Origin of the sequence: Amycolatopsis sp., assembly GCF_036008905.1 — a bacterium.
Taxonomy (GTDB): domain Bacteria; phylum Actinomycetota; class Actinomycetes; order Mycobacteriales; family Pseudonocardiaceae; genus Amycolatopsis.
Map to the genome: position 1 here is coordinate 39,907 of NZ_DASYMU010000151.1, position 13,664 is coordinate 53,570.

Here is a 13,664-nt window from a genome sequence, read left to right on the forward strand (position 1 = left end):
TAGAGTTCCCGCGTGACCGAGGACAGCAACGCCGCAGATCAGACGGACGACGAGCGCCGCAAAGCGGGGCTTTCGCCCAACGCGCTTCCGCCCGGTGAGCCCAGCCCGGGTTCGCTGGCGCCGACGGAGGTGAAGGTTTCCTTCTGGCTGTGGATCACGGCCGGGATCGTCTACGTCATCGGGTACGTCATCTTCCTGCTGAACAAGCAGGAGATCGTCGACACGATCGTCAAGGGCAACACCGATCCGAAGATCACCCCGGCGACGATCGAGTCGAGCATCACCACGCTGCTCTGGATGCTCGTCGTCGGCGCTGTGGTCTTCGCGCTGCTGTTCGCGCTGTTCGCCTACAAGGCCAGGGAGGGCACGCGTTCGGCACGCTCGATCCTCGCCGTGCTGGTCGTCCTGGTCGTGCTGTTCCAGTTCCTGCTGCAGTTGTTCAGCCTGGTCACGCTGTTCGGCGTGCTCATCGCGCTGTTCGCGCTCGGCCTGCTGTTCTGGCCCGCCGACAACGTCCGGGCCTACTTCCCGAAGGTCGGCCGCAAGCTGTCATGACCGAACAGTTCGAACAGGCCGAGCCGCTCGAAGCCACCACGGTCTACCGCGAAGCCGGGGTTCGCTGGGCCGCGGTGCTTTGGGGGCCGCTGTTCGCACTCATCGGGTACCTGACGGAGCTGCTCACCGCGGGGCCGCGCCACGGCGTCGGCTGGTTGCTGGTGGCCATCGGGCTGTTCGCGATCACCGCACCCTGGGTCCACGCGCGCCGGAAGTTCATGACCGTGAAGCTCACCCGCGCGGCGCTCTGGCAGGGCCGTGAGGCGCTGGAGGTCAAGCGGATCGCGGAGGTGACCGATGTCGGCGCTCCCGTCGGCGCACGGGTGCTCGGCGGCGGCTGGTCCGTGCCGCGGAAGTACGACGAGCTGCCGCTGAAACTCGATGACGGCACTGTTGTGCTCGCTTGGGCGCGAGACGTCCAGGCGTTGCAAGCCGCATTGGGCCGCGTCGTGGTGCCACCAAGCGCTGAGTCATGAGAGGCTGCTCTACGTGATCGACCTTCCTCAGCCCACCGGCTCGCACCTCTGGCCGACCGAAGAGCCGGGAAACCTGGCGCCGCTGCACCGCCCTCGGCGCGCGTTCGTCGCGCTCGCCGAAGTGGTGGTCGCCGGGGTGGTCATCTGGCTCGCGCTTCTGGTCTGGGACGCGAGCAGCGTGACGCTCACGACCACGCTGACAGACGGCACGCAGCTGATCTCCACGCGTGACTTCGGCGGGCGGATCGCCGGTGCCATCGGACTCGGTGTGCTCGCCGCGTTACTGCTCGTCGACGCCGTCCGTCAGCTCCTGCTGGCGACCCGGACCCGGCACCGGAAACCGAAATCGCGATCCACAGGGTTCTCACAGCCAACCCCTAGCTGACTGCTAACCAGCGGGACAAATCTTGCCGCATGATGCGGCGTCGGACATGGGTAATCAACGGTGTACTGATCGTGCTGCTGTGCGGCGCGGGTTTCGGTATCTACCAAGCTTTTTCGCCGGCGGAGAGCACCGCCCAGGCGCAGACCCGCAGTTCCCCGGTGACCCGCGGCACGGTGACCGAAACGATCTCCGCGGCGGGCACCGTTTCGAGCAGCTACACCGGTAGCGCCGACTTCAGCGGTTCCGGCAAGGTGACAGCCATCAACGTCGCCGTCGGCGATGTGGTGACCGCGGGCCAGAAACTGGCCACGCAGGACAACACCGTCGCGACGAAACAGCTTCAGCTGGCCAAGGCCAATCTCGCCGTCGCCGACGAAAACCTGACCACCGCCGAGGACGCGCCGACCACCACCACGGGGAACAACTCCGCCGGCACTTCGGGCGCACAGACCACCAGCATCACTTCGTTGCAGGCCAAGGTGGATCAGGCGCAGCTCGACGTCGACACCGCGCAGACGGCGTTGGCGGACACGGTGTTGACCGCTCCGGGCGCGGGCACGGTCACCGCGATCAACGGTGCGGTGGGGCAGTCCGCCGGGAGTGGCACGTCCAACCCGTCCTCGACTTCGGGCGCTGGGCAGGCCGCTGGCTCTGCTTCCTCGTCGACGACCACGTCGTCGTCTTCCAGCTCCGGGTTCATCGTGCTGACGAACATGAGCGATCTGCTGGTGAACACCTCGGTCGCGGAGATCGACGTCAGCAAGGTCAAGGCGGGCCAGAAGGCCACCGTGACCATCAACGCGCTGCCGAACGCTCCCGTGCAGGCGACCGTCAGCAAGGTCGACCTGACCCCGACAACGAGCGGCAACGTTGTTTCCTACGGCACGCAGCTCGCGCTGACCAGCCCGCCGGAAGGTCTGCGCCCCGGGCAATCGGCCAGCGTGGTGATCACCGTCGCCGAAGCCGACAACGTGCTGAGTGTGCCCGCCGCGGCGGTGCAGACGGCCGGGAACACGAGCGCGGTCGTGGTGGAGGAGAACGGGCAGAACGTGACGCGCCCGGTGCAGGTCGGCGTCCGCGGCGAGTCGACCGTGGAGATCACTTCCGGGCTGACCGAAGGCGAACGTGTCGTGCTCACCGCCGCTTCGCCCGGCGCCACCACCGGCCGTACCGGCACGGGTACCGGTGGTCTCGGTGGCACCGGCGGGTTCCCGGGCACCGGCACGGGTGGTACCGGTGGCCAGCGGACGGCAGGCGCGGGCGGTGGCCGCGGATGAAACCGGTCATCGAGGTCACCGGGCTGACGAAGACCTACGGCTCCGGTGACACCGCGGTGCACGCGCTGCGCGGGGTGGATCTCATGGTGATGCCGGGGGAGTACGTGGCGATCATGGGCGCGTCCGGCTCCGGGAAGTCGACGCTGCTGAACATGCTGGGCTGCCTGGACGTGCCGACTTCGGGGGAGTACGCGCTGGACGGGTTCCCGGTCAGTGAACTCAACGAGCGTCAGCTTTCCTTGCTGCGCAACAGGAAGATCGGCTTCATCTTCCAGTCGTTCAATCTGGTGCCGCGTACTTCGGCGTTGTCCAATGTGGAGCTTCCATTGGTCTACTCCGGACTCCGCCGGGCAGCTCGGCGTACGCGTTCGCTGGCCGCGCTGGAAATGGTCGGACTTTCCGATCGTGCCAAGCATTTGCCGAACGAACTCTCCGGTGGTCAGCAGCAACGAGTCGCCGTCGCCCGCGCTTTGGTCACCGGTCCCGCGATGCTGCTCGCCGACGAACCGACCGGAAACCTCGACCGCGCAAGCACAACCGATGTGCTCGGCGTGTTCGACCGGCTCAACGCGCTCGGCCGTACGGTCGTGATGATCACCCACGAGGACGAGGTGGCCGCGCACGCGCACCGCGTGATCCGGGTCGACGATGGGCTCATCGTCGCCGACGACCGGCGCTGGGTGGGAGTGGCGTGAACTTCCTCGAAATCATGCGGTTCGCCGTGCGCGGGCTGACCGCGAACAAGCTGCGCTCGGCGTTGACCACGCTCGGCATCACCATCGGTGTCGCCGCGGTGATCCTGCTGGTGGCTGTCGGCAACGGCGCGTCGGCGTCGATCACGGCGTCGATCCAAGGCCTGGGCACCAACGTGCTCAACGTTTCCCCGGCGCGCGGCGGCGGCCAGGGTGCGGTGACCCGCCCGCTCACCGCGCAGGACGCGCACGCGCTCGTCGATCCCGTCGGCGCGCCGGACGTCAAGGCCGCGTCGCCGGTGGTGACCACCACGGCGACGGCGACCTACGGCCAGACCAGTTACGACATCTCTTCGGTCACCGGGACCGAGCCCGCGTACTTCGGGACCACGAACCGCGAAGTCGCCGACGGCTCGCTGTTCACCACCGAAGATGTCACGGCCGCAAGGAAAGTCGTCGTGCTCGGGCCGACCGCGGCGCAGTCGATCTTCGGCAACACCGAGGCCGTCGGGAAGAACGTGCTGCTCAACAGTATCCAGTTCACCGTCGTCGGGGTGCTCGAGGCAAAGGGCGCCACCGGACTGCAGAACGCCGACGACGTCGCCATCGCGCCGCTGACCGCTGTCCAGAACTCCCTTACCGGGTACGGAAACCTGAACCAGATTGCCGTGCAAGCCACTACGGCCGACTCGGTTTCCTTGGCACAGGCCGAAGTCACCGCGATCCTCAACGCGCGGCACGGGATCCGCGCCGGCGGCACCGCCGACTACCAGATCCAAAACTCAGAACAACTCCTGGCGACGCGCACCGCGACCACGGACACGTTCACCGTTCTTCTTGGCGCGGTGGCCGCGATTTCGCTGTTGGTAGGCGGAATCGGGGTCACGAACATCATGCTGGTGACGGTCACCGAGCGAATCCGCGAGATCGGCATCCGCAAGGCGATCGGCGCGCCACGCTCGGCGATCCTGGGGCAGTTCCTCGCGGAGGCGACCATGCTGAGCCTGTTCGGCGGGCTGCTGGGCGTGCTGATCGGGGTGGTCGGCAGCCGGTTCACCATCGCCGGGATCGCGCCGGTCATCGTCCCGCCGTCGATCGTCCTCGCCTTCGCGGTCTCCGCGCTGATCGGATTGTTCTTCGGCAGTTACCCGGCGAACCGGGCCGCGTCGCTGCGCCCGATCGACGCCCTCCGCCACGAATAGGAGCTCCACCCATGTCCGACCCCACGCCCACCGCCGAAGAGATCGTGGCCAGCCCGGCCAACGCCGGTGATCTGGACAAAGAGATGAAACAGGTCGCCCAGCCGTTCGGAAAGCTGACGCTCTGGCTCGGTGCGATCGTCGTACTGGCCGTGGCTTTCGGCGGTGGCGCCTGGACTCATTCGGCTCTCGCCGGCACCAGCACTTCGGCCGCTCCGGCTCGCGCCGCGGGTCAAGCGGGGCAGGCCGGCCAGGCTCAAGGTGGCCAGCCCGGCACTGGACGTCAAGGCGCCGGCGGCGGTTTCGGGCGCGGCACGACCGGGACGATCGATCGGGTCGACGGCACCACGGTCTACGTGAAAACCCAGCAGGGGACCGAAGTCGCCGTGTCCACATCGGACACGACCACGGTCAGCGTAGCCACTCCCGGCACGGTCGCGGATCTCAAGCCCGGCAGCACGGTCGTCGTCCAAGGCGCCACGGGCGAAGACGGCAAAGTGACCGCGCAGTCGATCACCCAGTCACCCGCTCGCGCTGGTGGGTGACCGACTGGTTTCTGTTTGAGTTGTTGGTGTTGTTAGATGTCCTGGTTCTGTTTGAGTTGTTGGTGTTGTTAGATGTCATTGTCATACCGACTGGTTGGTATTACGTTGAGCCGGTGACGATCACCTTCGACGAAGAAGTGGCCCGTAAGACCTGGCGAGTGCTCGAGGTCTGCCACGGCATGATCTATTTCGCACCCGAGGCGACGGAGGCGTACGCCGAACTCGGCCTCTCCGCGTCGCAGGGCTACTTCGCGTCGCGGTCCGCCGCGCTCGGCGAGGTCGCGCCGGAGGTCGTCATCGCGACCTTCTACAACTTCAACCCGCGGTTCGTCAGCGAGTCGATCACGGGCGTGTGGGCGAAAACGACCCCCGAGGCCGTCCTCGCCGCCCGTCATGGCGCCGCGGGCAAAACCCTCCGCCGCGTGTTCGGTGACACCGACGTGACCCGCGTCGCCGAACTCCTCCGCGAAGCCGCCACCGCCGTCGCCGACGACTTCGCAGGCCGCCCGCTCTACGCCGCCCATGCCGCGCTGCCGTGGCCGACGGAACCGCAGATGGTCCTGTGGCATGCGCAAACCCTGCTGCGCGAATACCGCGGCGATGCCCACGTCGCCGCGCTCCTCGCCGCGGGACTGAGCGGCATCGACGCCCTCGTCACCCACGCCGCCGGCGGTGGCGTCGCCGCGGAAACCCTGCGGAAATCCCGCAACTGGAGCGAAACAGAGTGGCAGCAGGCCGTCGAGTCACTGCGCGCCCGCGACTGGCTCACCGACGCCCCCGACCCCACCTTCACCACCGCCGGCCAGTCCCGACGCGAGGCACTGGAACTCGCCACCGACCGCAACGCCGTCGCCCCCTATGCCCACATCGGCCTCGCCGCCTGCGAAGAACTCCAAACCCTGGGCCGCCCCCTAAGCCGAGCCGTCGCCGAAGCCGTCATGCCCTGGGCCCTCACCCGCACCTGAACGCACCCTGTGCACACCCAAGTGCAATCTGTGCACACTCAAGTGCGATTTGTGCACGCGAACCAAGCCTACGTCACCGGGAAACACGACTACGTGGACGTGTAACACGGCTACACAGAAGGGAAACAGGTGTGTCTCCCGTTCCGGTAGGTGTGTTGCACGGTGGCGTAGGTGCGTTTCCCGCGTTGGTCCACCGTGTCGAGATGACTCCCTGAGCTGGGTACCCAGTCGCGATTTGCGAGACTGGCACCTGTGACATCTGGAGTCGATCATTCCAAGGCATGGTTCGAGCGGGCGAAGGCGGCCACTCCGGGCGGGGTGAACTCCCCGGTCAGGGCGTTCAACTCGGTCGGCGGGACCCCGCGGTTCATGGTGTGTGGCGAGGGCCCGTATCTGTGGGACGCCGACGACAACCGGTACGTCGACCTGGTGTCGTCGTGGGGGCCGATGATCCTCGGCCACGCCCATCCGGACGTCGTGCGCGCGGTGCGGGAGGCCGCGGTGTCGGGGCTCTCCTTCGGCACGCCGACGCGCGGTGAGGTCGAGCTCGCCGAGGAGATCATCGGCCGGGTCGACCCGGTTCAGCAGGTGCGGCTGGTCAACTCCGGCACCGAGGCGACGATGAGCGCCATCCGCCTCGCGCGCGGGTTCACCGGCCGGTCGAAGATCATCAAGTTCGCCGGGTGTTATCACGGTCACGTCGACGCGCTGCTCGCCGAGGCGGGGTCCGGGCTCGCGACGCTGGGGCTGCCGACGTCGCCAGGAGTTACCGGTGCGCAGGCCGCCGACACGATCGTCCTGCCGTACAACGACCTCGAAGCGGTCAGGAAGTCCTTTGTGGACAATCCGGGCTCGATCGCGGCGATCATCACCGAGGCCGCCGCCGGCAACATGGGCGCGGTGGCGCCGGTCGAGGGGTTCAACGCCGGGCTGCGTGACATCGCCGAGGCCGACGGCGCGCTGCTGATCATGGACGAGGTCATGACCGGGTTCCGCGTCTCGCGGTCCGGTTGGTACGGCCTCGAAGGCGTCGCGGGCGACCTCTACACCTTCGGCAAGGTCATGTCCGGCGGGTTGCCGGCGGCGGCGTTCGGCGGTCGCGCGGACGTCATGGCGCGGCTGGCGCCGGGCGGTCCCGTTTACCAGGCCGGGACGCTGTCCGGGAACCCCGTGGCCGTCGCCGCGGGCCTCGCGACACTCAAAGCTGCCGACGAGGGCGTGTATCGCCAGCTGGACGTCAACTCCCAGCGCCTCGGCGCCCTGTTCCGCGAGTCGCTCACCGCGGCCGGGGTCGCGCACACCGTGCAGTTCGCCGGCAACCTGGTCAGCGTGTTCTTCAGCGAGAACCCGGTGACCGACTACCCGGGCGCGCAGGCCGCCGAGACCTGGCGCTTCCCGCGCTTCTTCCACGCCCTGCTCGACGCCGGCGTCTACCCGCCGCCGAGCGCGTACGAAGCGTGGTTCGTCAACGCGGCCATGGACGACGCCGCGTTCGACGTCATCGAGAAGGCGCTGCCCGAAGCGGCCCGCGCGGCGGCTGCGGCGGTCAAGCCATGACGACGATCGTGCACATGCTGCGGCATGGTGAAGTACACAACCCCGACAAGATCCTCTACGGCCGTCTCGAGGGCTACCGGCTTTCCGAGCGTGGACAGCGGCAGGCGCTGACTGTCGCCGAGGCCGTCGCCGGGCACGACATCGTGCACGTCGTCGCGTCCCCCTTGCAGCGCGCGCAGGAGACGGCGTCGCCGATCGCCGGGGCCCACCGCCTCGACGTCGCGACCGACGACAGGCTCATCGAGGCCGGTAACCAGTTCGAGGGCCTCCGCGTCGCGGTCGGCGACGGCGCGCTGCGGCAGCCGAAGCACTGGCCGAAGATGCGCGACCCGTTCACGCCGTCCTGGGGCGAGCCGTACGTCGAGATCGCGCATCGCATGCTCGGCGCGGTCTACCGGGCGCGCGCCGTGGCGGACGGCCACGAGGCGTTGTGCGTCTCACACCAGTTGCCGATCTGGACGCTCCGCCGGTTCCTGGAAGCGAAGCGGCTGTGGCACGACCCGCGCAAGCGGCAGTGCTCGCTCGCGTCGCTGACGAGCCTAGTCTTCGAGGGAGAAGAGCTCGTGGACATCATCTACAGCGAGCCCGCGGGTTCGACCGATCCCAAGGTGACGGGCGCGTGAAACGCGGGCTGGCGATCATCGCGGCGGCACTGTTGTTCGTCGCGGGATGTTCCACGGGCAAGGACGCCGTTTCGCAGGGCAGCAGCTTTTCGTTCGTGGCGCCCGGCGGCAAGGTCGACATTGCTTATGACGAAGCAGAGCGTCAGCCCGCGCCCAAGATCTCCGGCGACGACCTGATGAACGAGGGCAAAAAGGTCGGACTCGAGGACTTCCCCGGCAAGGTCGTCGTGCTGAACCTCTGGGGTCAGTGGTGTGGTCCTTGTCGCACCGAGGCACCCGAGATGGAGAAGGTCTACCAGCAGACGGCGGCGTCCGGGGTGCAGGTGCTCGGGCTCGACGTCCGTGACGACAGCCGCCAGGCACCGCAGGACTTCATGCGCAACCGCGGCCTGACCTACCCGTCGATCTGGGACCCGTCCGGCCGCGTTCTGCTGCAGCTTTCCGGTTATCCGCGCAACATCATCCCGTCGACGATCGTGCTCGACAAACAGCATCGTGTCGCCGCGGTGTTCCTGCGCGAACTGCTCGCGACGGACCTGCTGCCGACGGTCCAGCGCCTGTCCGCAGAGCCGTGAACGGCAGCCGGTCAGCCTCACAAGAAGCTCACTGCCTACCCTGGCCAGGGTGAACTCCGTGATGGCGCTGGCGACCTCGGGTCCGCTGCTGCTGGCGGCGTTGGTCGCGCTGCTGGCGGGCGCGATTTCCTTCGCCTCACCGTGTGTGGTTCCGCTCGTCCCCGGTTACCTCGCGTATCTCGCCGCGCTGGTCGGCGCGGAAGCTCCGGCGGTCAGCGCGGACGAGGAGCGTAAGAAGGGGCGGTTCGCCGTCGTCGGGGCCGCGGGCCTGTTCATTCTCGGCTTCACCGTGGTGTTCGTCGCGGGGCTGGGCACGCTGGTCTGGCTCGCCGACGCCTTGCTGCTCAACGAAGAACTGCTCCAGCGCATCGGCGGCGTGCTGACGATCGCGATGGCGCTGGTCTTCCTCGGCTGGATTCCCGGCCTGCAGCGGGAATTCCGCTCGCACCAGGTCCCGCGCGGCGGGTTGTGGGGCGCACCGGTGCTCGGCGCGATCTTCGGGCTCGGCTGGACGCCGTGCATCGGCCCGACGCTGTCCGGCGTCACGGCGATGGCCACCGCGACCGGCGGCGACGCCGTCCGCGGGTACGTCCTCATCCTTATCTACTGCCTCGGGCTCGGCCTGCCGTTCCTCCTCATCGCGGTCGGCGCACGCTGGGCCGTCCGCGCCACCGACTGGCTGCGCCGCAACGGCCGTCGCGTGCAGATCTTCGGCGGCGCGCTCCTCATGGTCGTCGGCATCCTGCTCGTCACGGGCCTCTGGACCGAGCTGGTCGGCTGGATGCGCGACGCGTTCATCTCCGACGTCAGGTTGCCGCTGTGACCACCACCGAAGCGCCGCCTGAACCCAAGCAGCCGTACCGGAACTCGCCGGTCAAGCGGGCGCTGGCGTTCGTCCGCAACACCTGGCGCGGCCTGACGTCGATGCGTACCGCGCTCGTCCTGCTGTTCCTGCTGGCGCTCGCCGCGTTGCCCGGCGCCCTGCTGCCGCAGCGCAAACTGAACGCCCCGAAGACCGACGACTACATCGCGGCGCACGGCTGGTGGGGCGAGCTGCTCGACAAGCTGCAGTTTTTCGCCGTCTATTCCAGCGTCTGGTTTTCCGCGATCTACCTGCTGCTGATGGTGTCGCTCGTCGGCTGCCTCGCGCCGCGCAGCATCGACTACATCCGGTCCATGCGCGCCAAGCCCGTGCTCACCCCGCGGAACCTGTCCCGCATGCCGCATTACCGCCGCGCGGTCGTGGCTTCCTCACCCGAGGAAGTTCTCAAGGCCGCGAACGCCCGCCTTTCCGGCTGGCGCCGCGCCGAGCAGGACAACAGCATCAGCGCCGAGCGCGGTTACCTGCGCGAGACCGGCAACCTGGTCTTCCATTTCGGCATGCTCGGCCTGATCGTCTTCTTCGCCCTCGGCGCGATGTTCAGCTACGAAGGCCAGGTCATCGTCCAGGCCAACGGCGGCCAGTTCTGCAACGGCGGCATCTACAACTACGACTCGTTCGACGCCGGCTTGCAGATCGACGGCACCGAGCTGAACCCGTGGTGCGTCAAGGTCGACGACTTCAAGGCGCAGTACACCGACATCGGCCAGCCCGAGCACTACGAATCGTCGATCGAGTACCAGTCCGGGGAAGACCTCCAGACCGGCACCTGGCGGCCGTACCACCTCGAGGTCAACTCGCCGCTGCGCACCGCGGGTGACCGGATCTACCTGCTCGGCCATGGCTACGCGCCGAAGTTCACCGTGACCTACCCGGACGGCACGAGCCGCAGCCTCGCCACCCAGTGGCGCCCGGTCGACCAGGCGACGCTGCTGTCCGAAGGCGCCACGAAGTTCCCCGACCCGCCGGGCATCACCGACGAGACGATCCGTCGCACCAAGCAGCTCGCCATCACCGGTCTCTTCGCGCCGACGTCGTTCGTGCACGGCAACGTGCTCACCTCGTCCGGCCCCCAGCTGACCAAGCCCGGCGTCGCGATCGACGTCCTGCGCGGGGACATCGGCACCGATTCCGGTCGCGGGCAGTCGATCTTCGAGGTCGACCAGTCGCAGGTCGACAAGGGCGCGCTCAAGAAGGTCGCGCGGGAGAACCTCGACGTCGGGCAGGACCTGACGCTCGACGGTGGCACCAAGATCCGCTTCGACGGCGTCCAGCAGTGGGTGTCGCTGCAGATCTCGCACGATCCGACGCAGGTTTTCGTCCTCGGTTTCGCTATTGCCATGTTCGTCGGCCTCGCCGGGTCGCTGCTGGTCAAGCGGCGCCGGGTGTGGGTGCGGGTCACGCCGGCCGACGGCGACGCGGGCGGTACCGTGGTCGAGGTCGGGGGGCTGGCACGTACCGATCAGGCGGGGTACGGCGAAGAGTTCGGCCGTATCGCGGAGCAGCTTGTCTCCGGTAAGAAAGGGACTTGAGTATGCCGATCGACGAGACCTTGTCGCGGTTCAGCGACTGGTCGTTCACCACGGCCGCGGCGATCTACGTGCTGGCGCTGGTGTTCTTCCTGATCGAGCAGTCCTTCGGAGCCAAGGGGCGCCAGGCCGCCGAACGGCAGAAGCAGCGCGTCCGTGAGCTCGCCGGGGCGGGTGGCCCGTCGGTCACCGTCATCGAACCGGCCACCCCGGCCACCCCGGCCGCGCCTGTCCAAGGCGGCCGCGCGGAGCGGATCGGCAAGATGGGCGCCGCGCTGCTCGTGCTCGGCGTGCTCATGCACTTCGCCGCGCTCCTGCTGCGCGGGCTCGCGACGCATCGCGTGCCCTGGGGCAACATGTACGAGTACGGCATGGCCGTGACCTTCGTCGCCATGGTCACCTGGCTCGTGGTGATCAAGAAGTTCGACGTCCGGCACCTGTCCGGGTTCATGCTGCTGCCCGTCGTCATCCTGATGTTCGTCGACGGCACGATGCTCTACACCGTGGCGGCGCCGGTCCAGCCCGCGCTGCAGTCGTACTGGCTGGTCATCCACGTCGCCGCGGCCGCGAGCTCGGCGGGCCTGTTCCTGGTGCCCGGCGTGGCCAGCGTGCTGTACCTGTTCCGCTCGGCGCACGACCGCAACCCGGCGAAGTTCCCGCGGTTCGGCCCGAAGCTGCCGAGCGCGGACATCCTCGACCGCATCGCCTACCGGACCACGATCATCGCGTTCCCGATCTTCACCTTCGGCGTGCTCTGCGGCGCGGTCTGGGCCGAAGCCGCCTGGGGCCGGTTCTGGGGCTGGGACCCGAAGGAGACCGTGGCGTTCATCGCGTGGGTCATCTACGCCGCGTTCCTGCACTCCCGTGCGACGGCGGGCTGGCGAGGCACCCGCGCCGCTGTGATCAATGTCATCGGCCTGTCCGCGACGGTGTTCAACCTCTTCTTCATCAACCTCGTCACAACGGGCTTGCACTCATACGCCGGGGTCGGCTGACACCGGGCAGTCCCCCCGACTACCGTCCCCATCACAGGCGGGAGTTGTTACGACGTTCCAGGAGGACCCCAGCGGTGACCGGACCCAACGACGAAAAGGCTCCAGAGCACCCCGAGCCCACCGGAGCTGAGCCCGCCGCCGAGCAGAAGCCGGCGGTGTTCACCGATGACCGCACGGATTCCACGCCACACCCGCATTCGGGCAGTTACCAGGTGAACCCGGCGACCTCCGGGCCGCACCAGGTGCCGGTGAACCCGGCGGTTTCGGGCCCGTACCCGGTTCCTGGCGCGCAGCAGCAGGCGTACTACTCCGAGGCGACGCCTTCGGGCCCCCAGCAGCAACAACAGATTCCCCAGCAGCACTACCAGCAGCAGTACGACCAGAACCTGCCGCCGCTGCAGCCCCAGTACCAGCAGCAATACCCGCAGCAGGCGCAGCCGGGCCAGATCCCGCTGCCGCAGCCGCAGCACGGGCGTCACACCCAGGGCGGTCCCAACGGCGACCTGTCGACAGCGCACCTGGTGAAGCAGATCAAGCGCCGCCCGCAGTCCGGCTGGCGCAAGGCCGTCTACGTCGGCAGCGGAAAGCTGATCAACCCGGGGGAGAGCCCGGCCGACACCCAGCGCCGCGAGCTGATCGCGCGCGTCAACCAGCCACTGCGCGGCTGCTACAAGATCGCGATGCTGAGCCTCAAGGGCGGGGTGGGCAAGACCACCACCACGACCACACTGGGCTCGACGTTCGCCTCACTGCGCGGGGACAGGGTCGTCGCCGTCGACGCGAACCCGGACCGCGGCACGCTGTCGCAGAAGATCCCGATCGAGACCACCGCCACCGTGCGGCACCTGCTGCGCGACGCGGACAAGATCACCCGCTACAGCGATGTCCGCTCGTACACCTCACAGGGTTCGAGCCGGTTGGAGATCCTCGCCAGCGAGCAGGACCCGGCCGTCTCCGAGGCGTTCTCCGAGGACGACTACCGGCGCGCGGTCAACCTGCTCGAGCACTTCTACAATATCGTGCTCACCGACTGCGGGACCGGCCTGATGCATTCCGCGATGAAGGGCGTCCTGGACGTCGCCGACTCGCTGGTCATCGTGTCTTCCGGCTCTGTCGACGGCGCGCGCAGTGCCTCGGCGACGCTCGACTGGCTCGAGGCGCACGGCTATGGCGACCTGGTCAAGCGCTCGGTCGCGGTGATCAACTCGGTGCGGCCCAAGGGCGGCTCCGTGGACCTCGACAAGCTCACGGCCCACTTCGGTGCGCGAGTGCGCGCGGTGTGCCGGATCCCGTTCGACCCGCATCTCGAAGAGGGCGCGGAAATCGAGCTCGACAGGCTGAACCCGGACACCAGGCTCGGCCTGCTCGAACTCGCCGCCACGGTTGCCGACGGCTTCACGAGGTAAAATTA

General features: G+C 68.1%; 15 protein-coding genes. All 15 read left to right on the forward strand.

Annotated elements, in window-relative coordinates; all coding sequences use genetic code 11:
- The first annotated feature begins 12 nt into the window (after positions 1-12).
- The 15 genes from VGP60_RS26560 (at position 13) to VGP60_RS26630 (ending at position 13,659) form a co-directional block, all read left to right on the forward strand.
- Positions 13-555 carry a hypothetical protein gene (locus VGP60_RS26560; protein ID WP_327550826.1) on the forward strand — a complete coding sequence of 181 codons (543 nt, stop codon included), beginning with the start codon at positions 13-15 and terminating at the stop codon, positions 553-555.
- The gene (locus tag VGP60_RS26565; RefSeq protein WP_327550827.1) at positions 552-1,031 is read left to right on the forward strand and encodes a hypothetical protein; all 480 of its coding nucleotides are present in this window, start codon (positions 552-554) and stop codon (positions 1,029-1,031) included. Before VGP60_RS26560 ends, VGP60_RS26565 begins: the two co-directional genes overlap by 4 nt.
- A gap of 13 nt (positions 1,032-1,044) precedes the next feature.
- A complete protein-coding gene (locus VGP60_RS26570) occupies positions 1,045-1,416 on the forward strand; it encodes a hypothetical protein (RefSeq protein ID WP_327550828.1) in 372 nt (123 codons plus the stop codon).
- 29 nt (positions 1,417-1,445) lie between these two features.
- Positions 1,446-2,693, forward strand: a complete 1,248-nt coding sequence (locus VGP60_RS26575; protein WP_327550829.1) for an efflux RND transporter periplasmic adaptor subunit — start codon at positions 1,446-1,448, stop codon at positions 2,691-2,693.
- The gene (locus VGP60_RS26580; protein WP_327550830.1) at positions 2,690-3,388 is read left to right on the forward strand and encodes an ABC transporter ATP-binding protein; all 699 of its coding nucleotides are present in this window, start codon (positions 2,690-2,692) and stop codon (positions 3,386-3,388) included. Before VGP60_RS26575 ends, VGP60_RS26580 begins: the two co-directional genes overlap by 4 nt.
- Complete coding sequence (locus tag VGP60_RS26585; RefSeq protein ID WP_327550831.1) at positions 3,385-4,587, forward strand: ABC transporter permease; 1,203 nt, start codon at positions 3,385-3,387, stop codon at positions 4,585-4,587. The genes VGP60_RS26580 and VGP60_RS26585 overlap by 4 nt, the downstream gene beginning before the upstream one ends.
- 11 nt (positions 4,588-4,598) lie before the next feature.
- A complete protein-coding gene (locus VGP60_RS26590; protein WP_327550832.1) occupies positions 4,599-5,129 on the forward strand; it encodes a hypothetical protein in 531 nt (176 codons plus the stop codon).
- A 113-nt stretch (positions 5,130-5,242) separates the two neighbouring features.
- Positions 5,243-6,094: an SCO6745 family protein gene (locus VGP60_RS26595; protein ID WP_327550833.1), complete on the forward strand. Its 852-nt coding sequence runs from the start codon at positions 5,243-5,245 to the stop codon at positions 6,092-6,094.
- Between the two features lie 252 nt (positions 6,095-6,346).
- A complete protein-coding gene (gene hemL / locus VGP60_RS26600) occupies positions 6,347-7,651 on the forward strand; it encodes a glutamate-1-semialdehyde 2,1-aminomutase (RefSeq protein ID WP_327550834.1) in 1,305 nt (434 codons plus the stop codon).
- The gene (locus VGP60_RS26605) at positions 7,648-8,274 is read left to right on the forward strand and encodes a histidine phosphatase family protein (protein WP_327550835.1); all 627 of its coding nucleotides are present in this window, start codon (positions 7,648-7,650) and stop codon (positions 8,272-8,274) included. Before hemL ends, VGP60_RS26605 begins: the two co-directional genes overlap by 4 nt.
- A complete protein-coding gene (locus VGP60_RS26610) occupies positions 8,271-8,849 on the forward strand; it encodes a TlpA disulfide reductase family protein (protein WP_327550836.1) in 579 nt (192 codons plus the stop codon). The genes VGP60_RS26605 and VGP60_RS26610 overlap by 4 nt, the downstream gene beginning before the upstream one ends.
- Positions 8,850-8,898: 49 nt before the next feature.
- Entirely contained in the window at positions 8,899-9,672 is a 774-nt protein-coding gene (locus VGP60_RS26615) for a cytochrome c biogenesis CcdA family protein (protein ID WP_327550837.1), read from the forward strand.
- Positions 9,669-11,261 (forward strand): cytochrome c biogenesis protein ResB, encoded by a 1,593-nt coding sequence (gene resB / locus VGP60_RS26620; protein ID WP_327550838.1) that lies wholly within the window; start codon positions 9,669-9,671, stop codon positions 11,259-11,261. The genes VGP60_RS26615 and resB overlap by 4 nt, the downstream gene beginning before the upstream one ends.
- A 2-nt stretch (positions 11,262-11,263) precedes the next feature.
- Positions 11,264-12,253, forward strand: a complete 990-nt coding sequence (gene ccsB, locus VGP60_RS26625) for a c-type cytochrome biogenesis protein CcsB (RefSeq protein WP_327550839.1) — start codon at positions 11,264-11,266, stop codon at positions 12,251-12,253.
- A 74-nt stretch (positions 12,254-12,327) separates the two neighbouring features.
- A complete protein-coding gene (locus VGP60_RS26630; protein WP_327550840.1) occupies positions 12,328-13,659 on the forward strand; it encodes a MinD/ParA family protein in 1,332 nt (443 codons plus the stop codon).
- The last annotated feature ends 5 nt before the right edge of the window (positions 13,660-13,664 follow it).